The sequence below is a fragment of the Mesorhizobium yinganensis genome (genome assembly GCF_040081985.1).
Taxonomy (GTDB): Bacteria; Pseudomonadota; Alphaproteobacteria; order Rhizobiales; family Rhizobiaceae; genus Kumtagia; species Kumtagia yinganensis.
This window is the reverse complement of the sequence record NZ_JBEBMH010000001.1, coordinates 84,573-106,764: the sequence shown is the minus strand read 5'-3', so window position 1 is coordinate 106,764 and position 22,192 is coordinate 84,573. Positions and strand designations below refer to the sequence as shown.

Annotated in this window: 21 protein-coding genes; 12 read left to right on the top strand and 9 right to left on the bottom strand. The window is 61.7% G+C overall.

Annotated features, from left to right (window positions below; genetic code table 11):
• The first annotated feature begins 31 nt into the window (after positions 1-31).
• The 4 genes from ABMA59_RS00520 to ABMA59_RS00505 all read left to right on the top strand — a co-directional run bounded on the left by ABMA59_RS00520 (position 32) and on the right by ABMA59_RS00505 (position 3,137).
• On the top strand, positions 32-793 hold the full coding sequence (locus tag ABMA59_RS00520; protein WP_349003338.1) for a 3-hydroxyacyl-CoA dehydrogenase: 762 nt from the start codon (positions 32-34) through the stop codon (positions 791-793).
• A 72-nt stretch (positions 794-865) separates the two neighbouring features.
• Entirely contained in the window at positions 866-1,645 is a 780-nt protein-coding gene (locus ABMA59_RS00515; protein ID WP_349003337.1) for a HugZ family pyridoxamine 5'-phosphate oxidase, read from the top strand.
• 152 nt (positions 1,646-1,797) lie between these two features.
• Positions 1,798-2,094 carry an ArsR/SmtB family transcription factor gene (locus ABMA59_RS00510; protein ID WP_349003336.1) on the top strand — a complete coding sequence of 99 codons (297 nt, stop codon included), beginning with the start codon at positions 1,798-1,800 and terminating at the stop codon, positions 2,092-2,094.
• A gap of 200 nt (positions 2,095-2,294) precedes the next feature.
• Positions 2,295-3,137, top strand: coding sequence for a TrmH family RNA methyltransferase (locus tag ABMA59_RS00505; RefSeq protein WP_349003335.1), 843 nt, complete (start codon positions 2,295-2,297; stop codon positions 3,135-3,137).
• On the opposite strand, the gene ABMA59_RS00500 is transcribed toward ABMA59_RS00505, so the two are convergent.
• Together ABMA59_RS00500 and ABMA59_RS00495 are read right to left on the bottom strand one after the other, a co-directional pair.
• Entirely contained in the window at positions 3,097-4,341 is a 1,245-nt protein-coding gene (locus ABMA59_RS00500) for a coiled-coil domain-containing protein (protein ID WP_349003334.1), read from the bottom strand. The genes ABMA59_RS00505 and ABMA59_RS00500 overlap by 41 nt on opposite strands.
• A 104-nt stretch (positions 4,342-4,445) precedes the next feature.
• Positions 4,446-4,958, bottom strand: a complete 513-nt coding sequence (locus ABMA59_RS00495; protein WP_425475859.1) for a DUF1134 domain-containing protein — start codon at positions 4,956-4,958, stop codon at positions 4,446-4,448.
• A 410-nt stretch (positions 4,959-5,368) separates the two neighbouring features.
• On the opposite strand from ABMA59_RS00495, the gene chpT reads away from it, so the two are divergent.
• Together chpT and ABMA59_RS00485 are read left to right on the top strand one after the other, a co-directional pair.
• The gene (gene chpT, locus ABMA59_RS00490; protein WP_349003332.1) at positions 5,369-6,007 is read left to right on the top strand and encodes a histidine phosphotransferase ChpT; all 639 of its coding nucleotides are present in this window, start codon (positions 5,369-5,371) and stop codon (positions 6,005-6,007) included.
• A 146-nt stretch (positions 6,008-6,153) separates the two neighbouring features.
• Positions 6,154-6,540: a response regulator gene (locus ABMA59_RS00485; RefSeq protein WP_349003331.1), complete on the top strand. Its 387-nt coding sequence runs from the start codon at positions 6,154-6,156 to the stop codon at positions 6,538-6,540.
• Between the two features lie 101 nt (positions 6,541-6,641).
• On the opposite strand, the gene ctrA is transcribed toward ABMA59_RS00485, so the two are convergent.
• Entirely contained in the window at positions 6,642-7,337 is a 696-nt protein-coding gene (gene ctrA / locus ABMA59_RS00480; protein WP_349003330.1) for a response regulator transcription factor CtrA, read from the bottom strand.
• Between the two features lie 446 nt (positions 7,338-7,783).
• Here ctrA and ABMA59_RS00475 point away from each other — a divergent pair, with 446 nt between their 5' ends.
• The 4 genes from ABMA59_RS00475 (at position 7,784) to ABMA59_RS00460 (ending at position 10,675) form a co-directional block, all read left to right on the top strand.
• Positions 7,784-8,161, top strand: a complete 378-nt coding sequence (locus tag ABMA59_RS00475; RefSeq protein ID WP_349003329.1) for a flagellar export protein FliJ — start codon at positions 7,784-7,786, stop codon at positions 8,159-8,161.
• A 98-nt stretch (positions 8,162-8,259) separates the two neighbouring features.
• Positions 8,260-8,712 (top strand): paraquat-inducible protein A, encoded by a 453-nt coding sequence (locus ABMA59_RS00470; RefSeq protein ID WP_349003328.1) that lies wholly within the window; start codon positions 8,260-8,262, stop codon positions 8,710-8,712.
• Positions 8,713-9,194: 482 nt separating this feature from the next.
• Positions 9,195-10,466, top strand: coding sequence for a DUF2092 domain-containing protein (locus tag ABMA59_RS00465; protein WP_349003327.1), 1,272 nt, complete (start codon positions 9,195-9,197; stop codon positions 10,464-10,466).
• The gene (locus tag ABMA59_RS00460; protein WP_349003326.1) at positions 10,463-10,675 is read left to right on the top strand and encodes a hypothetical protein; all 213 of its coding nucleotides are present in this window, start codon (positions 10,463-10,465) and stop codon (positions 10,673-10,675) included. Before ABMA59_RS00465 ends, ABMA59_RS00460 begins: the two co-directional genes overlap by 4 nt.
• A 125-nt stretch (positions 10,676-10,800) precedes the next feature.
• On the opposite strand, the gene ABMA59_RS00455 is transcribed toward ABMA59_RS00460, so the two are convergent.
• The 3 genes from ABMA59_RS00455 to ABMA59_RS00445 form a co-directional block, all read right to left on the bottom strand.
• Positions 10,801-11,499 (bottom strand): ion channel, encoded by a 699-nt coding sequence (locus ABMA59_RS00455; protein ID WP_349003325.1) that lies wholly within the window; start codon positions 11,497-11,499, stop codon positions 10,801-10,803.
• A gap of 10 nt (positions 11,500-11,509) precedes the next feature.
• The gene (ydiK, locus tag ABMA59_RS00450) at positions 11,510-12,586 is read right to left on the bottom strand and encodes an AI-2E family transporter YdiK (protein WP_349003324.1); all 1,077 of its coding nucleotides are present in this window, start codon (positions 12,584-12,586) and stop codon (positions 11,510-11,512) included.
• A gap of 237 nt (positions 12,587-12,823) precedes the next feature.
• Positions 12,824-15,283: a beta strand repeat-containing protein gene (locus tag ABMA59_RS00445; protein WP_349003323.1), complete on the bottom strand. Its 2,460-nt coding sequence runs from the start codon at positions 15,281-15,283 to the stop codon at positions 12,824-12,826.
• 471 nt (positions 15,284-15,754) lie between these two features.
• On the opposite strand from ABMA59_RS00445, the gene ABMA59_RS00440 reads away from it, so the two are divergent.
• Together ABMA59_RS00440 and ABMA59_RS00435 are read left to right on the top strand one after the other, a co-directional pair.
• Entirely contained in the window at positions 15,755-17,734 is a 1,980-nt protein-coding gene (locus ABMA59_RS00440) for a M10 family metallopeptidase (RefSeq protein WP_349003322.1), read from the top strand.
• A 443-nt stretch (positions 17,735-18,177) separates the two neighbouring features.
• Positions 18,178-19,410 carry a TadE/TadG family type IV pilus assembly protein gene (locus tag ABMA59_RS00435; protein WP_349003321.1) on the top strand — a complete coding sequence of 411 codons (1,233 nt, stop codon included), beginning with the start codon at positions 18,178-18,180 and terminating at the stop codon, positions 19,408-19,410.
• A gap of 68 nt (positions 19,411-19,478) precedes the next feature.
• Here the strand turns inward: ABMA59_RS00435 and ABMA59_RS00430 are convergent, their stop codons facing one another.
• The 3 genes from ABMA59_RS00430 to ABMA59_RS00420 form a co-directional block, all read right to left on the bottom strand.
• On the bottom strand, positions 19,479-20,063 hold the full coding sequence (locus ABMA59_RS00430) for an SCO family protein (protein WP_349003320.1): 585 nt from the start codon (positions 20,061-20,063) through the stop codon (positions 19,479-19,481).
• Positions 20,060-21,070: an ABC transporter substrate-binding protein gene (locus ABMA59_RS00425; protein ID WP_349003319.1), complete on the bottom strand. Its 1,011-nt coding sequence runs from the start codon at positions 21,068-21,070 to the stop codon at positions 20,060-20,062. Before ABMA59_RS00425 ends, ABMA59_RS00430 begins: the two co-directional genes overlap by 4 nt.
• 105 nt (positions 21,071-21,175) lie before the next feature.
• Entirely contained in the window at positions 21,176-22,183 is a 1,008-nt protein-coding gene (locus ABMA59_RS00420; RefSeq protein WP_349003318.1) for an ABC transporter substrate-binding protein, read from the bottom strand.
• Between the last annotated feature and the right edge of the window lie 9 nt (positions 22,184-22,192).

Below are 22,192 nucleotides of genomic sequence, written 5' to 3'. Positions count from 1 at the left end.
CGGTTGGCCAGCACAGAGCAGGGAGAAGGCAATGGACATCAGCGGACAGACGGCACTCGTGACCGGCGGCGGCTCCGGGCTTGGCGAGGCGACCGCGCGTGCGCTGGCCGCCAAGGGCGCCCGCGTCGCGGTGCTCGACATCGGGCTGGAACGCGCTGAAGCCGTCGCCCGCGACATTGGCGGCTTCGCGGCGAGTTGCGACGTGAGCAGCGCCGAAGGCGCCGAAGCCGCGATCGCCAAGACGGCCGAAGCGATCGGCCCTGCCCGCATCCTGGTCAACTGCGCCGGCATCGCCACCGGCATGAAAACGATCGGCAAGGACGGTCCGCATTCGCTCGACCTCTATCGCAAGGTGCTGGAGGTCAATCTGCTCGGCACCTTCAACATGATCCGCCTCTTCGCCGACCGCGCGGCAAAACTCGACCCGCTGGCCGGCGGCGAGCGCGGCGTCATCGTCAACACCGCCTCGGTCGCCGCCTTCGACGGCCAGATCGGCCAGGCGGCCTACTCCGCGTCCAAGGGCGGCGTGGTCGGCATGACCTTGCCGATCGCGCGCGACCTTTCCCGCTCCGGCATCCGCGTCGTCACCATCGCGCCGGGCATCTTCAAGACGCCGATGATGGCCGCCATGCCGCAGGATGTGCAGGATTCGCTGGGCGCGGCCGTCCCCTTCCCGTCGCGGCTCGGCGAACCGTCGGAATATGCCGCGCTCGCCATCCACATCGCCGAGAACCAGATGCTGAACGGCGAGACCATCCGCCTTGACGGCGCGATCCGCATGGCGCCCCGATAGTCCAGCCGGCCACTTGCGGCGTCCGCCTCGCGCGCCGATAAGTGGATATTGAGATTCATGATTGAGGCAGCCATGGAAGAAAAACGCGACGTCGTCCGCCCGACGGACGAAGAGGCCATCCGGCTGGCGAAGGCTTTGCTGCGCTCGGCGCGGTACGGGGCAATCGCCGTGCTCGATCCGGCAAGCGGCGGGCCGCTCGCCAGCCGCGTCGGCGTCGCTACCGACGCCGACGGAACGCCGCTCATCCTCGTGTCGATGCTGTCGGCCCATACCCGCGCCATAACAGCCGATCCACGCTGTTCGCTGCTGCTCGGCGAGCCGGGCAAGGGCGATCCCCTCGCCCATCCGCGCATCACACTGATCTGCCGCGCCAACCCGCTCGAAAAGGATTCGCCGGAGCAGGCGCGCGCCCAGCGGCGCTATCTCAACAAGAATCCCAAGGCAAAACTTTATGTCGGGCTCGGCGATTTCCGTATGTTCCGCCTGGAGATCGACGCTGCCAGCCTCAATGGCGGTTTCGGCAAGGCCTACGCACTGACCCGGGACGATATCCTGACGGCGAGCCCGGCGCTCGAGGCGCTCACCGCTTCAGAGCAAGGCGCGATCGATCACATGAACGCCGATCATGGCGCGGCCGTCGACCTGTACGCGGCGCATTTCGCCCGCGCAGGTGGCGCAGGCTGGACGATGACCGGCTTGGACGCGGATGGATTCGACCTTGCTTGCGGCGATGAGGTCCGGCGGGTGTTTTTCCCCGCTCCCTTGCAGGCGCCATCCGAAGTTCGCACAGTGCTTGTCGAAATGGCTCGAACCGCTCGCGCCAGTGTGGACAACTTGCAGGACCAACCGTAAATTGCAGCGACAGCCTCTTGTGATCACCAATAGACGCACTAGGTTGTATAACATGCGTGCGGAGGCCATACGGTGTCCCTGGGAGGACCGTACAGAAGCGGCAGGAAAGCATTCGGAACATCCCGTCCCCTCTCAGGAGGCGACGCGTCACGATGAGGTTCGAACACGTCCAGGCAACAGGCGCGGATGCGGCCAATCTGCTCGCAATGCTCGGCAATGAGAAGCGCCTGGCAATACTTAGCAGCATTCTCGACAATGAGATGTCGGTAGGGGCGTTAGCCGACAAGGTCGACCTGAGCCAGTCCGCCTTGTCCCAGCATCTTGCGAAATTGCGCAAATCCAACCTGGTGGAAACCCGACGCGACCGCCAGACCATTTTCTATACGTGCCGTTCGGAAAAGGTACGGGCGATCATGCAGGCCCTACAGCAACTCTACGCCTTCGTCTGAAGCGGCATGCCGTCCATCTGCGATGGCTCAGCCGAGTTGCGCGCATCGTCAGGGCTTGGCCGAGGCAGGGCCAGACAAAGGCCCGAGAAGGCCCCGGGGTACGCCCGACCTGCTCGCCAGAAAGGACCAGATCAGGCGTGGCCCCGCTTTGGGCCGCGAACGTCCTTCCCGGCCGGCGCCGCCTTGGGTAGATGTTGCTGATGAATCCCATCCAAATCGTCGATGCCAACGATCCGCGCATCGCCGCCTACCGCGATATACGCGAGCGCGATCTCGTCGGCCGGCAGGGACTTTTCGTCGCCGAAGGCAAGGTGGTCCTCAACGTCCTGCTGTGGGCGGCGGAGAAGTACGAGGTGCAGTCCGTGCTCGTGCTCGACAGCCGGCTTGCCGGCCTGGAGGCAGCGCTTGGCAAGGCGCCGTCGACTGTCCCGATCTACACCGCAGGCGCCGCGGTGATGGACGCGGTAGCCGGCTTTCACATCCATCGCGGCATCCTGGCGATCGGCAGGCCGCGCATGATGCCGGCTGCCAGCGCGTTGCTTCAGTCCCTCCCCCGCCGCGCGCTGGTGCTGGTCCTGGTCGGCATATCCAACCACGACAACATGGGCTCGATCTTCCGCAACGCCGCCGCCTTTGGCGCGGCGGCGGTCTTCATCGACCCTACCTGCTGCGATCCGCTTTATCGGAAATCCATCCGCGTTTCGGTCGGGGGCGTCTTTCGCGTTCCCTTCGCCCGCTTCGACGGCACGGCCAGTTTTGCGAACAGCCTGATCGACCACGGCTTCCACCCGGTCGCGCTTTCGCCGCGCGGAACGACCGACATCAGAGAGATCGCCAACGAGGAGCGCACGGCGCTGTTTCTGGGCACTGAGGGCGACGGCCTGCCCGAATCGGTGCTCTCGGCGATGCAGACGGCGCGCATTTCGATTGCAGCGGATTTCGACAGCCTGAACGTCGCCGCGACTTCGGCGATCGCGCTTCACCGGCTCTCGGAAGACGACTTCAACTCAAGGGTAGCGGCGCGATCTTCTTCAGCGCCTTGACCCGGTCGGCGAGGCTCGTCACACCGGACGCTGGACGTCCGCCCTGCTCCACGCCCTGCACCGGCGTTTCCAGCGCCTTGCGGATCGGCGAGTCCGGCCCGTCGAGCATCGCGGTCAGAGAAATCACCTCGGCGGCGAGATCGTTCATCTGCTCGCGCAGCAGCGCGCTCTCGCGGCGCTCGACCTCCCATTCCTCGGCCTTGGCGCGTTGGCGGCCCGCGAGATCGGCGCGCAGCTTCTGGTTCTCGCGCGTCATCGCCACGAGGCGCTCGTCGAGGCGGCGACGCTCCGAAGTAAGCTTGGCAACCGCTGCCTGAACATCGCCTCCCCCAGCGCTGGAGAGCAGGTTCGACATCTGCAAAGTCTGGTCGGCGGCCTGCGACTCGAGCCTGAGCTTCTCTTCAAGCGCCTTGGCGAGTTTGCTGTTCAGATCGTTCTCGGTCGCCGTTGCCGCCTTGAGCCGCTCGCGGAACTGAGAAAGATCCTTCTCGCGCCGCGCGATCGTCTCCTCGCGGTCGGCAACGCTTGCGACCATGCGCTCGACCTTGCGTTCCAGATCCGACGCCTTCCGCTTCTCGGCCCGCGCTCCGTCCTGCGCCGCGCGCAATTCCACCGCCAGATCCTGCAGCCGGCGGTCCACCTCGCGCCGCTCGCCCTTCAGCACCCCAAGATCGCCGGTCAATTTCTCGACCTCGGTCTCCTTGGCAATCAATTCGACCTGACGGGTGGTCGATGACAGGCTCGCGCTTTCGTAGAGGCCGTTGAGTTTTTCCAGTTCCGCCGCCCGCTGCTCCAGCGCGCGGTCCGCCTCCTCCAAGCTGTTCGAATACTGCCGCAACTCCTCCTCGCGCTGGCGCAGCTCGGCGCGAAGGTCCGCGCCCTTCGCCTCCAGTTCGGACAGCGTCCGGTTCTGGTCGTCGCGCTCGGCGGCAAGCTGGCGCAATTCCTCCCGCCCCCGGCCGATCTCGACGATCTGCGCGGACGCCTTCTCGCGGAATTCCTTCACGCTCATTTCGAGGCGGCGGGTGGACGTCGCGAACTCCGCCCGCAATCGGTCCTTGTCGGCCTGGATCTCTTCGAGCGACAAAGGCACCGACGCCTCAATGCGCGTGCGCGTCAGCCTCACCGCTCGCCGCCAGATCGCCGGGACGATCATCAACGCAAGAAACCCCGCGCACAGGAAGCCGAGGGCGAAAAAGAGCACGGACTGAATCACGGCGAGCCTTACAAGCGAAACGCGAAAGTCGCTGACTTTCGCGTTTCACTAATGCCGGATTTCAAGGATAGTGCAAGGACGCGGCTAAAATCCTAGAACGGGTTCCACGTCGGCTTTTGCGTCAGCTTGAGATAGCCGACATTGATGCCGAGACGCGCTCCGACGCCGGTGCGTACCGGCACCAGCAGAACATCGCCCTGCTTGAGCACGTTGAAGCCGACTCCCGCCACCACATAGGCAGAACCGGCGACGCCGACGAAACGGTCGTACAGCGCATCGACCTGGTCGAGATTGTAGACCAGCATCATGATGCGCGAGCCCTCACCGCCGAAATCGAAGCCCACCGACGGCCCTTGCCAGAACACTTTGTGGTCGCCGGCATTCTTCGTGTAGAGCGTGCCTTCGCCATAGGTCAGGCCGCCGACGAAGGCGCCGGACCCCTCCTCGCCCAGCACATAGCCGTTGGGCAGCCCGTATGAGGAGAAAATGGTCTCGATGGCGGTGGCCAGCCCGCCGGAGGTCGCACCGAAGAAGCGGTGTCCTGAATCGACGATTTCCCGCGCCGTGTATTCCTGCGCCTTGAGCGGCGTCGCCGCCAGGCCCATCGCGCCGATCAGCGTCGCAACGATCGTCACAAGCCGGAGCGCGAACCGGCCAAAAATTCGGGAATTCATGCTTCTGATCTCCGTCCGCGAGCGCTTCGCCGACGTCCCTGGCTTCGGCGGCTCTTCAAGGCCGCTCGAGAAGTTCACCATGACACCCTATGCCGTAATCCTTTTTCAACCATTAAGCTCCCACATGAAGATGGCGGTTCGAAGACCTGCTGGAGCTGTCTTTTGCCTGCGAGGATTGGCTTTGGACTGCCGCATCCCGACCCTTTTTTCCTGACTGGATTTGCCGATGCGGCCGGATGCCTTATAGCCAGACGACCGCGAAACAGGCATGATTCGGGCGGGCCGGCACGGCGACCGTGGCCTGATCCGACGTGAGGGAATCGCCGGGGAATGAACAATCGATGGCCGACATTCTAACGCTTTCCGCAGCCGATCTCGCAGCGCTTCTCTGCAGCAGGGTATGCCACGACATCATCTCGCCGGTCGGCGCGATCAACAACGGCCTGGAACTGCTGGACGAGGGTGGCGCCGACGAAGACGCCATGAACCTGATCCGGGCCAGCGCGCGAAACGCCTCGGCCAGGCTGCAATTCGCCCGCATCGCCTTCGGGGCCGCCGGATCGGCGGGAATGGTCATCGATACCGGCGATGCGGAATCCGTCGCCACCGCCTTCCTGCGCAACGAGAAGCCGGAATTTGAGTGGAGCGGGCCGCGCTGGTTGCTGCCCAAGAACATCGTCAAGCTGCTGCTCAACCTCGTGCTCATCGCCAACGCGGCAATCCCGCGCGGCGGCAGGATTTCGGTGAAGCTGGACGGCACCGACAGCAATCCCAGATTCACCGTTTCCGCACGGGGGCCCATGCTGCGCGTGCCGCCGAAATTCCTCGAACTGCATTCCGGAAACCGTCCCGAGGAGGCCATCGACGCGCACGCGGTGCAACCCTACTATACGCTGCTGCTGTCGCGGGAATCCGGCATGCCCATCTCCATCCACGCCACGGCCGACGAGATCGTCTTCTCGGCCTCTCGCCCCGAATGACGCACAGACATCGCGTCATTCGGGCGATACGGCAAATTTAGCGGAAACTTTACCTAAGACATTCTCTCGATTTTTACCGGCCCTATCCTAACGTCACCTGGATCACGCCACGGCCTTTCGCTGGGCCGTGGAGATGAGGGCTCCGGATGAAACGCTGCATGTTCGTCGACGACTCGAGCGTGATCCGCAAGGTCGCGAAGCGCATCCTCAACGGTCCGGACATGGTGATGGTCGAGGCGGGCAGCGGGTTGGACCCCATCGAGATGTGCCAGGCTGACATGCCGGATATCGTGATCATCGATTCGGCACTGCCGGATCTGCCGACGGTCGACGTCATCCGCCGCATCCGTGCCATCCCCAGCGCCATCGTTCCGCATATCGCCATCTGCCTGACGGAGATGGACGTGGCCGCCATCATGAGGGCGAAGCGCGCGGGCGCGCAGAGTTATATTCTGAAACCTTTCAACCGCGCCCAGTTGCTGGAGCGCTTCCGCACGATGAGCGCGACGAAATCGTCGGCAACAGCGGCGTGAATGCCGTCAGCCGCTCGCGGGGGCGAGTGGCGTCAGTCCACAAGTTCGTTGGAATTGGCAGGCTCAGGCGAGGCGCGTTTCGGGCCGTCCGCCTTTTCCGTTCAGGCGCTTTCGCGGATGTCTTCGGGCTCGCGCAGCACGTAGCCTCGGCCCCAGACGGTCTCGATGAAATTCTGGCCGCCGGAGGCTGCGTCGAGCTTCTTGCGCAGTTTGCAGATGAAGACGTCGATGATCTTCAGTTCCGGCTCGTCCATGCCGCCATAGAGATGGTTGAGGAACATTTCCTTGGTAAGGGTCGTGCCCTTGCGCAGCGAGAGCAGCTCCAGCATCTGGTATTCCTTGCCGGTCAGGTGCACGCGCTGGCCGCCGACTTCCACCGTCTTGGCGTCGAGATTGACGATCAGGTCGCCGGTGGCGATCACCGACTGGGCGTGGCCCTTCGAGCGGCGGACGATCGCGTGGATGCGCGCCACGAGTTCGTCCTTGTGGAAGGGTTTCGTCATATAGTCGTCCGCGCCGAAGCCCAGGCCGCGCACCTTGTCCTCGATGCCGGCCATGCCGGAGAGGATGAGGATCGGCGTCTTGACCTTGGAAAGGCGGAGAGTCCGCAGCACTTCGTAGCCGGACATGTCGGGCAGGTTCAGGTCGAGCAGGATGATGTCGTAGTCGTAGAGTTTGCCGAGATCGACGCCCTCCTCGCCGAGGTCCGTCGTGTAGACGTTGAAGCTCTCCGACTTCAGCATCAATTCGATGCTCTGGGCCGTCGCACTGTCGTCTTCAATCAGCAGAACGCGCATCTAATTCCCCTTTTCTGCTGCCGCACCGGCCTTCACCGGCCATGCGGTGCCAGAGCAGTGATTGCCTGGCCCCAAAGCTGCCACGGAATGGTTAACAAAACCTGATTCCGCTTGGCAAGTCGTAAGATCGCCTATCAGCCTTGGGGTACATACCGTTGATTCAATTCGCGAATCATTCCTCGAAACGACTTACGCCGAACGTTAACAAACCGGCCCAAGCGACTCATCCGACTCATCAACTCGGCATCGACCGGAAACAACCGGATTTTTTTACCGCGCCTTAAGCCCTAGCGCGTATGATTAACAATGCCCGTAAACGAATGGTTACCGGGCGCAAAATTTCTTAGGGTTTCGTTTCATTTCGTTAAGGAGCATCCGGACGAAGCGAAACGGAGGTTTTGTGACGAAGCAATTAGGGTCCTGTGTTGCGTTTCCGGAGTGTGGACATGAAGTCACGTGAGAACCTCGTTCGGCTGAAGCAGTTTCAGGTGAACGAAAAGCGCCGGCAGCTCGCGCAACTGGACATGATGATCGCCGAGTTCGAACGCATGGCGAACGATCTCGAGGTCCAGATCGGTGCCGAGGAGAAGAAGGCTGGAATTACCGACATCAACCATTTCGCCTATCCGACCTTCGCCAAGGCCGCGCGCCAGCGCCGCGACAATCTGAAGAATTCGCAGGGCGATCTCGCCGACCAGCGGACCACCGCCCTCTCTTTACTGCGCGAGGCTGAAGCGGAGCTTTCCAAGGCGCAGATGCTGGAATCGCGCGACACCAAGATGCGCGACACCGACATCCACGGCCGTAGCGCCATGATCGGCTGAACGACATCCCGCTCCCCGAGCAACGGACTCCGCCTGAAAGCAGACGAGCCTGACGACGACGCTTCCCCGGTGTCGGCCTATCGGCTAAAGCGGCTGATATGCCGCTGCTCCTGCCCCTCACCCTGTTCGCCGCGACATTCTGCTTCGCGCTCGGCGTCAGCCTTCCGCTCATCCAGGTCGACAGGCTCTTCGTCTTCACTGACGAGCCCTCGCTCATCGGCATCGTCACGGGCCTGTGGAATCAGGGCGACGGGCTGCTCGCAGCCGTTATCGGACTGTTCTCGCTGGTTTTTCCGGCGCTGAAGCTCATGCTCCTGCATTGCGCCGCCTATGCGGAACATCGCTCTCCGCGCATCCCCGCCTGGTTCAGGGCGCTCGCCAACTGGTCGATGCTGGATGTGGTGCTGGTGGCACTGGTGGTGTTCGCGGCCAAGACAAGCGGCGTCGCAGCGGCCTTCACCAGGCCCGGCCTGTGGTTCTTCGCCGCCTCCGCCTTGCTCACCGCCTCCGCCTCGGCGTTGGTGAAGCGCGACACTGTCGAGCGCCACTAACTTTTTGGCTTTCCGGACACGGGGGCAATCCTCACGGCTGTGAATCCGGGTTAATGCGGCAAGGGCTGGAGGATTTTGACGCGGTATTGGTTGTTGCTTGCGGCTGGTCGGTCTCAAGGTGACTGTGAGAGTTTCGATATCAGTGATAGTATAGGGTTTCGCAGTGTGAAGGACGCCCCTTCCGTCTCCGGTCCGGGATCGAAGGCACTACGATCGGCAGCCGGCCCTGCGACCGTTGAGGGAAACCTGGCCGATGTGCAGGGTTTATCCGAATGGGTTCATTTCGGGGCTCGGTGCGCCGGACAAGGCGCAGCACGCTCCAATCCCTCGATTGCCGTTGCCACTCCTCGAGCGGCCACCGCAAAAGAGGTTTCCGCCTGTCAATCATTACAGACAAAAAGAGGAGTAGGGACGACCTCGCGCGCCGTGGTCAGGCTGTAACGTGATCGGTTGCCAAGAATCTATCAAGAGGGAGGATAGAAATGCATTTCCGAACGTTTCTGAAACATGAGCGAATTTGCCAGCGGGAGGATAGGCTTCGTGCACCGGAGCGTGCGTCGTTCGAAAGAAGCACAGCAAGACGCGCACTCAGGGGTGTCGCCGTCGCCATCGCTCTTGCCGTGCTCAGCGTTCCGGGCTGGGCGCAGACAGCAGACGATCTGGCAAAGCAATACAAAATGGAAACGATGGAACAGGCGCTGCAGACCAAGGAGCGGTACGAGCTTTACGGCCTGCGCTTCGCCAGTGACCAGGCGACGATAGAGGGTGACGCAAAAACCCTCCTCGACGATATTGCCACGACACTCGGAAATTATCCCGAATGGCATCTAAGGATTGTCGGCCACACGGATGCGACGGCCGATCCGGCGCACAACGAAGCTCTTTCGCTCGCGCGCGCCGACGCGATCAAGGCTGCCCTGGTCGAACGTGGCGTTGATGCGCAAAAGCTGGCCACGGCCGGTGCCGGAGAAAAGCGGCCCGTCGCCAGCAACGATACGCCGGAGGGACGTGCGCTAAACCGCCGGGTCGAACTCATCAGGTTCACCGACTCTGAGGCCGCCAAGCAACTGCTCAAGTCGATGTCGGACTATTTGGCGAAGCAGCAAGCCATATCATTCGATTACGACGCGAACCTCGAAGTCGTGACAAATGACAAGCAGACGCTTGCGCTTGCGAGTTCCGGCACGGTGACGCTCAACCGACCGGACAAGGTGCGTACCACTCGCTCCGGCGGCTTCGTCGATCTGGAAACCGTATTCGACGGCAAAACCCTGACCTTGCTCGGCAAAAACGCCAACAAATACACGCAGCTTGAAGTCCCCGGCACCGTCGAGCAAATCATCGATGAATTGAGGAACAAATACGACAGGCCGCTGCCGGCCGCCGATCTGCTGACGTCGGATGCCTATGCGGCGCTGATGGAAGACGTCTATGACTCGAAGGATCTCGGCAGCGGGGTGATACATGGCATCGAGTGTGATTTCGTCGCCTTCCGCAAGGACGACGTGGACCTTCAGGTGTGGATCAGGCAGGGCGATCAACCAAGCCCGTGCAAGTACGTCATTGCATCAAGGCTTGTCGCTGATGGGCCGCAATATACGGTCGAATTCACAAACTGGAAAACGGGCGATGCCGCCGTCAAGGACGATTTTGCCTTCAGCAATCCAACGAACGCGGAGAAAATCGACCTGAAGGATTTGCAGGACAAGACGAGTGAATTGCCTTCGAATTTTGTGAGGGGAGACAGCAAATGAACGCACTGAAGCAAGTCGGTATCCTGGTCGCCGCTGTGATAATCCTAGGCGGTTCGGGCGCGTTTAGCGAACACCTGTCCATCCAAGGTGCTTTAGGCTTTGTCTCAACGGCTGAGGCCAAGGTCGGACGTCCGCTGACGCCGGTCAGCGTCGCCGGTGTGGCGAGGCGGTCGGCGCGGCGTTGTGCGACCGGAGTGTACAACTGCTAGCTTGCGCGCGTTGGAAGACAGGTGGAGCCACGGGCCTTGCGCTGCGAAATCAGCCGGCGCCCGTGGCTCGCCAAGACAATGTGCATTCTCCTCATTCAAGACGCCATCCGCCATTGGGCGTGAGCTCATTCTTCACGGCGGCTATGACTTAGCTGGAGGGTCACAAGCCTCGCCAACAACGTCGCGGGGTAAAGCTGACCAACTACGCTTTCAATGTTGCATAGGGTTCGCGCTATCGGATGCACCGGAACCAGATCGCCATATCCCGTCGATGTCAGGGTGACAAAACTCAGATAAAAGACCTCGCTGGCAAGACCTGAATTCTCTTCGAACGTAATTCCTTTGAAGGCCTCGGGGATTGCCAACCCGACAAATATAAACAGCGTTGCAAATGCCAGTGCTATGAGCAAATACAGCAGGATTGCGCCAGCAATTCGATGATAAGTAATTCGGCCGCCTCTGAATACTGCTTCAGCGGTCACCAATCCGAGCGTGGCTGCGATGGCGAGCCAGGCAGTCGTCAATAGGTAGACATTATATGGCCAGGGTGGGTAAAACAGGCGCACAATAAAGACGACCACATTGGCGCCAAGGCAGATCGACATCACGACGAGCGCCCCAGGGTGGTTCGAAATAACGATCATCCCGCCAATTATGCCGATTAGGGCAACGATTGCGAAACCCTGGAACACAAATATGCCCATCGCCTGAAGCGGAGCAATTACGAACATCTCAAGCGTGAGTAATACGGCCAGCATCGTAAGTAGCCGGTCCGTATGTTTTTGGCGTAACCGGCGTATCTCGATCAGTGCGGAGAAGGCCATCTTCGGCGCCCTACTCACCTTCCGACTTTGGCTGCGACCTTTCCGCCTCGTCAATCCAGGCATTCATCAATGTATAGGCTACCGCGAGCACAGTCGGGCCGATGAATATGCCCAGAATGCCGAAGGCCACGAGCCCGCCAATGACCCCCGCCAGGATAAGCAGCAGAGGCAGATCCGCGCCTCTTCGGATCAGGATCGGCCGAATGAACTGGTCGATGGTAGCGGCGACGATCGTGAAGACGAGCAGTACGCTGCCAGAAACGACTTCATTGGAATAATAGAGCCACACCACGGTTGGACCCAGCACGAGGGCGGGGCCCAACTGGATCAGGCACAGCACGAACATCAGCGCGGTCAGGAGCGCCGCGAATGGCAGGCCGACCAACGCAAGTCCAACTCCGCCGATGACGCTCTGTGCCAGGGCTGTCACCACGACGCCAAGGGCCACGCTGCGGATGGCCTGTCCGGCCAGGAATATCGCCTTTTCGCCGCGTTCGCCGGCCAGACGCCGTCCGAAGCGCACGAGCTGCGCGGCCGCGCGTTCGCCGCCGGCATACATGACGGCGGCAATGACCGTCGTCAGCAGGAACTGGATGAACATGGCGCCGACACTGCCGGCGGCGGCGGCAACCCATTGCGTAAGTGCTCCCGCATAGGGTGCCAGCCTCGAAGCAAGGTCGGCCACGCCGGATTGCCTGATCCGCTCCCATGCTTGCGCGACACTTTCGCCGACCAGTGGAAGCTGCACCACCCAATCCGGCGCCGGCGGCATTTTGAGGGAGAGCGCCGTCCGGACTAGGTCGCTGATGACGTCGATGTTGGCCACCACGGTGCCGACCGCGAGCCAAAGCGGAATGATCAACACCAGCAGGATCGCTATCGTCATGACCAGAACGGCGACAGCGCGTCGATTGCCGGTATGGCGCTGCACCCACAACATCACCGGCCAAGTTGCCAGCACCAAGGTCGTGGCCCAAAGGACTGCCGGCAGGAAGGGTTGCAGGATCCAGAAGCTCGCGACCAGCAGGCCGCCTATGAACAACACCAACAGCGTGGCGCGGCCAATATCCGGACTGTGTGTCGACATAACGCTCGCACCCCTCAGCGCAGAGCTCAACATACCTGATTGGTGGCAGATGTGCCGGCCATGTCAAGCACCTGGAAGCAAGCCCATCGCTGGTGAAAGCTGCCGGGGCCTCGGATCTGATGAAACGCGGATATTTTGGAAGCACCGGTGCCGGGATAAGACGGAAAACACTCACGCGGTCAGCGCGGGGCGGCAAGCTTCACGCTAGCCGCGACCTCCTACCGCGCCATCCGCCGATCAGATCACGATGAAGTCCGCGGCGCTCAGGCTGAGGCCGGTTGCGAGGACCGCGATTTTGACCGCCGCGAAATCCGTGCCTGTGCCGTCGGCGTCGTAGAACAGCGAACCCGTGTTCGAATTGTAGAAGATCCGGTCGTCGGCATCGCGCGGCGCAATCGCGTTGTCCTTGAACGCCGAGGCGTCCAGCGTCCCCAGGCCAAGCGCCGAGAAGATCGAATCATCCAGTTCGATCAGGTCTTCGCCGACGGTGAAGTCGCCGATGCGGTCGACATTGCCGGCGCCGAGCGCGCTGGAGAAGCGGAAGGTGTCCGTCCCGCCCATGCCCCACAGCACATCGTTGCCGCCCGCGCCGTCGAGCACATTGGCGCCGTCATTGCCGCGCACCAGTTGCGCAAGCTCGTTGCCGGTCAGGTTGACCGCATAGGTGGCCTGAAGCGAGGTGGTGTTGAGATATTCGGCACTGACGCCGCTGGCCAGCACGAAGTTCACCCCGGCGCTGACGCGGTCGGCGCCTTCGCCCGCGATCTCAACGATGGTCGCGCTGGCATTGTAGACCGAATAGCTGTCATTGCCGCCGCCTCCGGTCAGCGTGTCGGACCCGCCGACGCCGCCCTCGTTGAGAATGTTGTCGCCGGCATCGCCGGTCAGCACGTCGGCGAAGATCGAGCCCTTGAGGTTCTCGATGCCCGTGAGCGTGTCCCCGGAAGCATCGCCGGTCGAAACTTGCGGTCCCGCCAGACCGAGATCGACGGTCACGCCAGCCGAGGAAGCGGCATAGCTCACAGTGTCTCTGTCGGCCCCGCCGTTCAGGATCTCGGCCGCGGCGCCGCCGAGCAAGGTGTCGTTACCCGTCCCGCCGTCCAGCGTGGTTGCACCGGCGAGCAGGTCGTTGCCGTCACGGCCTTCGAGCGTGCCTGTTCCAATGCCGGTCAGCACGTCGCCGAAAGCCGAGCCGACGACATGCTCGAAACCGGTCAGAGTGTCGCCCGTGGCGTCACCGCCGCTGCCGGTGCCGGAAACAAGGTTGACGTTCACGCCGGCGGACGAACCGGAATAGTCGACGGTGTCCGTGCCGTCGCCGCCGTCGAGCGAATCGGCCCCGGCGCCGCCGGTGAGGGTGTCGTTGCCGAAGCCGCCGGTGATGATATCGTCGCCCGCCAAACCGTCGATGGTGTCGTTGCCGTCGGAGCCGATCATGCGGTCGGCCACGGCCGACGCGACCAGCGAGACCCGGAACACGTCGAAGCCGCTGCCGTTGCCGTCGACACCCACGCCCGTGTCGGTCGCCTGCGTCTGGAAGGTGACGTAGCGGCCGTCGGCCGAGATCGAAGGCGTGTTCGAAAGGTCGTTGAGCTCGCTCCCGTCGGCGCCGACGGACAGGCGCGTCACCGTGCCTGTCACCATGTCCTTCAGAAAAATGTCGCGCAGCCCGTTGGTGTCGCCCTGCACCAGAATGCTGGCGAGGCTGAAGAAGACGACGTAGCGTCCGTCGGTGGAGATCACCGCCTGGCCCGACAGTTCGTCGCTCTGGCTGCCGTCGCTGGCGGTGGAGACACGGGTGGTGGTGTTGGTCTGCAGGTCGCGGACGAAGATGTCGGTGGCGCCATTGGTGTCGCCGGCGACCAGGTTTGTCGCGTCGCTCTGGAACACGACATAGCGGCCGTTGCCGGAGATCGATGAGCCGGAGGACTGACCGTCCCCAGACCCGCCTGCGGTGGAGACGGAGACCAGGGTGGTGGTGCCGGCGGCGATGTCACGGACGAAAATATCGGTCACGGCGCCGTTGCTGTCGTTCGCTGTCAGGTTGCTGGCGGTGCTGACGAAGGAGACGCGGTTGCCGTCGTCGGACAGGCGGGCCACCAGGGAGTTGCCGTTCGCCTCCGACTCGTCGTCCGCCACCGAGACGCGGGTGACGAAGCCGGTCGACAGGTTCTTGACTAAGACGTCGCTGGCGCCGTTTTCGTCGCCAAGAGCCAGCGTGGTGGCCGTAGTCTGGAAGGCGATGAAGGCGCCGTTGCCGGTCACGTCGACATTCTGCGACGCACCGTTACCCTGGATGCCGTTCGACGCGGTCGAGACCCGGGTGGTTAAGCCCGTCTGCGTGTCGCGCATGAAGACATCGAGCGCGTTATTGCTGTCGAGGCCGACCAGGTTGCTCGCGGTGCTGTTGAAGAACACGTAGCGGCCGTCATCGGTGATAGCTGCCACGCTGGAGACGTTGTTGCCCTGCGTCCCGCCGGCCGCGGTCGAGAGCAGCGTGGTGATGCCGGTCAGCGTGTCGCGCAGGAAGACATCGAAGAAGCCGTTGACATCGCCGGCCACCAGGTTGGTCGCGGTGCTCTGGAACACGACGTAGCGGCCGTCGGCCGACATGACGCCGCCGGTCGCGATGTTATTGGCGCCGCCTTCGCCGGAGTTGACCGAAATCCGGGTGAGCGAGCTGGCGTTTACAGGCATGACAGAATCTCCATCGAATCCAAGCAGATGGCGGCGCGGTTCGGGATGCGCTATCGGCAAAATCCGAAAGAAAAATCACCTTGAACGGTGAGCCCAGCCTTGTGCTCCACCCTTTTTCATACACGATATACGTGTGCACCGGCCTCGGCAATTGCCAGCCGTTGATTTTGGCAATGAACCGGCCTTCGCGCGGAAGCAGGCCTTATTGCCTCCGATCGCCGGGCGCATCTACGACATGCGGCACGCATCGATGACAGGCAAGGCGTGAGGCTGGGAAATTAGCGCCCCGTCAGGAGTCGTGTTGCCGTGCAACTAGCAGTCCGTTGAATACTTGCAAGTATCTGGTAATCTAACTTGGTGGATGATCCCGCTCGTCAAGGGAATGAGCTTTGCAACATGATCATCCCAGCAGGCCGATAGTCTTTCGCGGCAAATGTCACGCTATTTGCATGTCCTTTGTGGAGCAAGTCGATGGCAGGCACAGCGGCACCGATTTCGACACCAAATACCGGCAACGTCTGGCTCGAAGGCATCCTTTGGGGAACACAGTGGGACAGCGGCGCCACGGGCGATGCCAAAACGCAGATCTGTTACTATATCGCAGGGCTCACCGGCAGTGAGACAATTACTCTCGACAACAATCAGGTTACTGCCTCGTCGCCGGTTTATTTCCAGGAACTGATGGCAATCACGAGTGCAATGCAGGCCTTCTCGAACGTCTGCAACGTGCAATTTCTGAGTGTCGCAAGTCAGTCAGCCGCGGATGTCATATGGGCGAGCGTCAATGACACGGATGCCGACGGAGCTCTGGGATGGGCGAACCCACCCGGCACCGAGCATTCAACAACCTACAATGATTTTCAGAGCTTGATCGCCATCAACTACGAGGCATACGACCCCAACCATCCCGATCCGGACCTGATCGCCCCTGGTGGGTTCGATTATATCACCTTCATCCACGAGTTCGGCCACGCCATGGGCCTTGCACACCCGCACGACACGGGCGGCAGCTCGACAGTGTTCCCGGGCGTCACCGGGCCGTTCGGGAGCTATGGCAACTTCGACATGAACCAGGGCGTCTTCACCATGATGTCCTATAACGACGGCTGGCAGACGGCACCGCAAGGCCAGACCACCGATCCGCGCTACGGCTACGAACTCACCCCGATGGCGTTCGACATTGCCGCTCTGCAGTTCATGTACGGCGCGAACACATCGTACCACGCGGGCGACGATGTCTATGCTCTTCCTGTCGCTGATCAGGTTGGAACGGGCTACGCCTGCATTTGGGATGCCGGCGGAACCGATCGGATGGTGGGAGGAGACGGGGGCAATACGATCGACCTGCGGGCGGCAACGCTTCAGGCGGCTGTCGGAGGCGGTGGCTGGGTGTCTTCAGCCAAAGGAGTCCATGGGGGCTTCACGATCGCCAACGGCGTTGTGATCGAGAATGCCACGGGCGGCTACGGCGTGGATTCAATTCGTGGCAACAGCGCTTCAAACTTGCTCGTCGGTCTCGGCGGTTCCGATACTCTTAACGGCGACGGGGGTGCCGATACGCTTGATGGAGGCATGGGCAACGATACCTGTTACGTGGACAATGCAGCCGATCAGGTGGTCGAGGCTGCTGGAGGTGGCACGGACACGGTGACGGCCAATGTCACCTACATTCTCGGCCCAGGAGTGGAAGCGGAACTGCTGCGCACCACGTCAAACGGCGGGACCGTGGCCATCGATCTCACCGGGAACACGCTCAAGCAGACCATCATGGGCAACGCCGGGGTCAATGTCCTGCATGACGGCGGGGTTGGAGCTGCCGATATCTTGCAGGGTCTCGGCGGCAACGACACCTATCGTGTCTTCAACGCCGGCGACACGATCGTCGAGCAGGCGTCGGAGGGCATCTACGACATAGTCATGGCGGCGGTGGACTATGTGCTGACCGCCGGTGCCTATATCGAGCGGCTGGCCACCAACGGCACGGCTGGAACCTCGGCGATCGATCTGACCGGCAACGAACGCCACCAGGAGGTCGTCGGCAACTCCGGCGCCAACCGGCTGGACGGTGAGGCGGGCAGTGACGTCGTCAAGGGGCTGGGCGGCAACGACATCCTCACGGGCGGGACCGGCAAGGACAATTTCGTCTTCAACGCGGCGCTATCGAACACCACCAATGTCGACACCATTACCGATTTCAATGTTGCCGCCGACACGATCCAGCTCGACAACGCCTACTTCGCAGCCCTGACCACGACCGGGCCGCTCGCTGCGAGCGCCTTCAAGGACATCGCAGCCGCGCCGAAGGACGTCAGCGACCGCATCATCTACAACTCCGACACCGGCGGCCTCTACTACGACGCAGACGGTTCGAACGGCGCTTTCAGCAACGTCAAGTTCGCTTCTGTGGCCACTGGCCTAGCTCTGACCGCAGCCGATTTCGTGGTGATCTGAGACGAAGCTAATCGGCCAGCCATCCGTTCGGCGCAGCGTTCGTAAGGCTGGGGAATGGATGAATGAGCAAGTCCGCCTCTGGGCGCAAGGGCGGGCTCCGGATCCGATGAACACTCGCGCATATTTTTCCATGACCGCTGGGTACGATTGGCGCCCTTGCGCAGAGCTCATTGAGGGCACGCTCATTACTTTCTCCCACGCCGCGGCTGTGCACGATCGTTACCATCCGGTCCATGTCGTCGTCCAGGGCAGTTCAACCGAGCGCGAGAACCCAATTGCGGCAACGCTGGAGCCTGTGGAATGCTGTACGCAAACACGACAAGGATTCGCCGGATAGGCTTCGCTAATCCCCAATTTCGCAAACAGTTAGAATTTTATGATCGTTGGTAAGACATAATCCAGCCGTGAATCTGCATGATCAAGCCAATGGGGCGGCTCGATCAATGTTACGGCGTTTCCTAGTAGATGAACGCGGCAACCTAGCCGCGATCTTCACCATTGCCAGCGTTCCGATCCTGGCCGGCGTCGCCATGGCGGTGGATTATTCGTCCATTAGTACAAAAGCCTCAAATCTTCAGAACTCGCTCGACGCGACAGCACTTGCCATCGCGACGAAGTACTTTTCGGGCATGACCCACCAGCAACTGCAACAGCTCGGCAACTACTTCTTTTCGGCCAATCTGTACGGGGACAAGCCACCAAGCGACCTCGAACTCGAATTCACCGACCAGGTAAGCGCCCTGGAGGTCGATGCAACCGCCAGCGGTCAGGACTATTACATCAAGGTCGGATCAAATATCTCCCACGAGGGTATGATCGCAGGGCGGGACACGCTTAAGGCCTGGCGGGAAGCGTATGTGAAGATTTTGGTGGGGCCGCCTGCCTGTGCGCTTGCGTTGGATGAGCATGCGTCATCCGCGTTCAAGCTTCAAGGTTCGACCCAGGTGCGCTTCGACGGCTGCGTCATCGCCGCTAACTCGGATGCGGCCGACGCGGTTTCCCGTGGCGGATCGGCCCAGCTCGCGGCCGAATGCGTGACCACCGTCGGTCAAACGCTCGGACTGCGGACGTCCAACACTGACTTGGTGTGTCCATCCCCCTATGAGAAACAACTGGCCTCGATGGACCCGCTGGCCAATGTTGTCCCGCCATCCTACACGGGGTGCCTGAATGTTCCGAACGGAAAGACAAAGAAACTGTCACCGGGAACCTACTGCGACCGAAGCATTTCCGGAGAGGTCACACTCGAGCCGGGCGTCTACATCCTCCGAGGCGGGAAGATCAACCTGGGTGGAAACGGCAAGCTCATGGGCAGCGGCGTGACGATCTTCCTCATGGAAGGGGCCGAATTCAGCTCGAATGGAAACGAGATCGTCAATCTCAGTCCGCCCACCACAGGGCCCTATGCTGGGGTGACGATCTACCAGGCGGCCAACAATGACAAACCGCTTGTGATCAACGGAACCTCCGGGTCCAACGTCGACGGCTTCATCTATGCGCCAGGTGCGCCGATCACCTATGCCGGAACCGCTGACATGACGGCGGCTGGCAAATGCTTGCGGCTCGTAGGCAAGACAATCGAGATGACAGGAAACTCGAAGGTCGGCTCCAACTGCGAGGACGTTCTGGGTGGGCGCAAAATGTACGCTGGCCGTATTCTGAGGCTGGTGAAATAAGAGCAGGCGATCAAGAGGTTGGTCTTGACGCGCGGCAACCGGGACCAAGCCAACGCCGGTTCGTAATGCTATTTGGACTCGTCCAAGAGGCTGAGAAGGTCACCCCGGAACTCCTCCAGGTCGAACCGGACGCCGAGATACTGCACGCGCAACATGCCATCGCGGTCCACGAGCGAGGTCAGCAAGGTATGGTCGATGTCTCCGTTCGCAACCTTCTTCGCGATGACCCCGTATTTCCGGACCACCTCATCGACGACCACCGGATTACCGGTAAGAAATGACCAGCCCCTAAGGTCGGCGCCAAAATTCTGCGCATATTCCTTCAAAACAGCGGGCGAATCCCGCTCCGGGTCGACAGTGATCGATATGAAGACGATCTTCGATCCGAACCTCGAGCCCAGCTTCTCCTGCACGCTCGCCATGTGAGCGGTCAGCATCGGGCAGACGTCGGTGCAATAGGTGTAGATGAATGCAATGGCGACCACCTTGCCGCGAAAGTCATGCAGCGACACAGGTCCGCCATCCTGCGATATCAGGGTAAAGTCCGGCGCCTGTCCGATCGTCGGCAGGCGCTCATTATGCGGCGCGTCATGTGCATGCGCCGGATTGGCCAGCAGCGCCAAAAGCAGAATGAGCGCCGGCCACCTGGTCACATCTTCAACTCCCGCTTGATCTGGTTGAAAAACCGCCAGTCAGTGCCGTTCGCAATGATGTCGTTCGGGTTCGCCGCGACAATCCCGGCTTCATGCAGCCGCAGCGAGAAGAACCGCATCGTATCCTCGGGATCGAAGTCGCGCCAATTTGAGTACGGGACCTCGCGGAGCGACTGCACGGCGTAGTCGTAGTGTTCGGTGTGTCCGCCCTCCACCAGAAGGCGCGCCACCCGTTCCGGTTCGGCCGCGCAGATGTCGGCCGACTTGATGATGGCGCGGGCGACGCGCTTGGTGGCAGCCGGATTTTTCTCGGCGTAGGCCGCGTTAACCGCCAGCATGCAGCAGTAATATTGCGACCATGGCCGATCCTTGGAACTGTCGAGAATGACTTTGCCAACCTTGCGGGCGCGAAGATCCTGCGCCTCAGGTGGAAAAGCCAGGAACGCGTCGACCTTGCCCTCGGCGAAAAGTTCCGCCGGCTTTGCCTCGCCGACGACCCATTCGATGTCGCGTTGCGGGTCCAGGCCGACATAGGTCGCCATGGCACTGACGAAGACATGTGGGTCCGATGACAGATTGCCGCCGACGCCGACTTTACGGCCCTTGAGGTCAGCGACGCTTTTGATGTCTTCGCGTCCGAACAATTCGTAGCAGCCGACATGCACGCCGGAGATCACCTTGATCGGGGCTCCAGCGTCGATCGGAATGATCAGGGCGGTCGCAAAGTCGATGCCGAAGTCTATATCGCCGCGCGCCAGCATCTCGGTCTGGGCAATGCCGGCGTCGGCGGCAACGAAGCCGAAATCCGTGAACCCCTCGGCGCGGATCAGATCCTCGGCAACGTATTGCGGAGCAATGCAGATACCAGGCGCGGCTGCAAAGCGGGCGATCGTGGTTTCGGATGCTTCTTCAGCAGCGGCCGCGGCGTCGCGGCTCTCCGCAAGCCCCGCGGTTGCGAGCGCAGACAGGCCTGTCAGGAAGCGGCGACGGTTCTGCATGAACTGCATTGTAGCCTCCATCTATTGCGCGCTCGGATGGCCAACCGTCCCGCCGGTCACCTCCCGACGGACGAGTCGTCGCCCGATCACCGGGAAATCTGGCCGAAAATCCGTTCACAGCTTCAACTCGCGCTTCAACTCGTTGAGGAAACGCCAATTCGTGCCTTTGGCGATGATTTCTTGGGGGCTCGCGGCGATCATCCCAAGTTCGTGCATGCGCAAGGCATAAAAGCGCAAAGTGTCTTCAGGATCGAACTCTCGCCACACGTCGTAGCGCGCGGCGCCGAGCGTTCGCAGCGCGTAGTCGTAGCTGCTGGCGAAGCCCTTGTCCGCCGAGCGCCTCGCGGCCGTTTGAGGATCGGACACGCAGAGGTCGACGGCTTTGAGCACAGCCCGCATCACACGCTTGGTGGCCACCGGATATTGCCGAACGAAATCCACGTTCGCGGCCAGCATGCAGCAGTAGTACTGGGCCCATGGGCGATCGAGTGCCGTCCTGAGGATCACTTGGCCGATCTTGCGGTCGTGAGCGATCTGCGGATCAGGCGGCGTGGCCAGAAACGCATCGATCTTGCCCGCGGCCAGCAGATCCAACGAGTTGGGCGTCACGACCCATTCGATGTCCCTCTCGACATCGAGCCCGACATTGGCGGCCATGAGCTTGAGCAGCACGTGCGGGATGCCGTTCAGTTCATTGACGCCGACCCTCCTGCCTTGCAGGGCCTTCACGCTGCCTACGTCCTGATTGGCGAGCAGCTCGAGGCAGCCGGTATGCATGCCGGAGAGGATCACCAGCGGCGTGCCCCGGTCGATCATCCGAACAAGTTCCGGCGCGAACCACCAGTCGAAATCGATGACGCCCTTGGGCAACATCTGCAGCGACTCGGCATCACTGGCCGGCTCGATGAACTCGATCTCGCTAAAACCTTCGCTGCGCAAAAGATCCTCGGCCGCATAGAACGGCGTCTGGCAATCGGAAACCTTGCGGAAGACCGACGTGCGGATACGGGTAGTCTCGGGCGGTGACTCTGCCCGGGTCTGCGTTGGGGCGCCGACGAGGCCCACGGTGCCGGCGGCTGTCAGGCCAGTCAGGAATGTGCGGCGACTTTGAATGATCTGCATGGGCTCCTC

Excerpts from the sequence above, each read along its gene's own strand:
- ABMA59_RS00440 (WP_349003322.1), top strand. The coding sequence starts at position 15,755 with ATGGCAGGCACAGCGGCACCGATTTCGACACCAAATACCGGCAACGTC.
- ABMA59_RS00485 (WP_349003331.1), top strand. The coding sequence starts at position 6,154 with ATGAAACGCTGCATGTTCGTCGACGACTCGAGCGTGATCCGCAAGGTC.
- ydiK (WP_349003324.1), bottom strand. The coding sequence starts at position 12,586 with ATGTCGACACACAGTCCGGATATTGGCCGCGCCACGCTGTTGGTGTTG.
- ABMA59_RS00425 (WP_349003319.1), bottom strand. The coding sequence starts at position 21,070 with ATGCAGTTCATGCAGAACCGTCGCCGCTTCCTGACAGGCCTGTCTGCG.
- ABMA59_RS00475 (WP_349003329.1), top strand. The coding sequence starts at position 7,784 with ATGAAGTCACGTGAGAACCTCGTTCGGCTGAAGCAGTTTCAGGTGAAC.
- ABMA59_RS00445 (WP_349003323.1), bottom strand. The coding sequence starts at position 15,283 with ATGCCTGTAAACGCCAGCTCGCTCACCCGGATTTCGGTCAACTCCGGC.
- ABMA59_RS00510 (WP_349003336.1), top strand. The coding sequence starts at position 1,798 with ATGAGGTTCGAACACGTCCAGGCAACAGGCGCGGATGCGGCCAATCTG.
- ABMA59_RS00460 (WP_349003326.1), top strand. The coding sequence starts at position 10,463 with ATGAACGCACTGAAGCAAGTCGGTATCCTGGTCGCCGCTGTGATAATC.
- chpT (WP_349003332.1), top strand. The coding sequence starts at position 5,369 with ATGGCCGACATTCTAACGCTTTCCGCAGCCGATCTCGCAGCGCTTCTC.
- ABMA59_RS00465 (WP_349003327.1), top strand. The coding sequence starts at position 9,195 with ATGCATTTCCGAACGTTTCTGAAACATGAGCGAATTTGCCAGCGGGAG.
- ABMA59_RS00515 (WP_349003337.1), top strand. The coding sequence starts at position 866 with ATGGAAGAAAAACGCGACGTCGTCCGCCCGACGGACGAAGAGGCCATC.
- ABMA59_RS00470 (WP_349003328.1), top strand. The coding sequence starts at position 8,260 with ATGCCGCTGCTCCTGCCCCTCACCCTGTTCGCCGCGACATTCTGCTTC.
- ABMA59_RS00505 (WP_349003335.1), top strand. The coding sequence starts at position 2,295 with ATGAATCCCATCCAAATCGTCGATGCCAACGATCCGCGCATCGCCGCC.
- ABMA59_RS00495 (WP_425475859.1), bottom strand. The coding sequence starts at position 4,958 with ATGGGCCTGGCGGCGACGCCGCTCAAGGCGCAGGAATACACGGCGCGG.
- ABMA59_RS00420 (WP_349003318.1), bottom strand. The coding sequence starts at position 22,183 with ATGCAGATCATTCAAAGTCGCCGCACATTCCTGACTGGCCTGACAGCC.
- ABMA59_RS00435 (WP_349003321.1), top strand. The coding sequence starts at position 18,178 with ATGTTACGGCGTTTCCTAGTAGATGAACGCGGCAACCTAGCCGCGATC.
- ABMA59_RS00455 (WP_349003325.1), bottom strand. The coding sequence starts at position 11,499 with ATGGCCTTCTCCGCACTGATCGAGATACGCCGGTTACGCCAAAAACAT.
- ABMA59_RS00520 (WP_349003338.1), top strand. The coding sequence starts at position 32 with ATGGACATCAGCGGACAGACGGCACTCGTGACCGGCGGCGGCTCCGGG.
- ctrA (WP_349003330.1), bottom strand. The coding sequence starts at position 7,337 with ATGCGCGTTCTGCTGATTGAAGACGACAGTGCGACGGCCCAGAGCATC.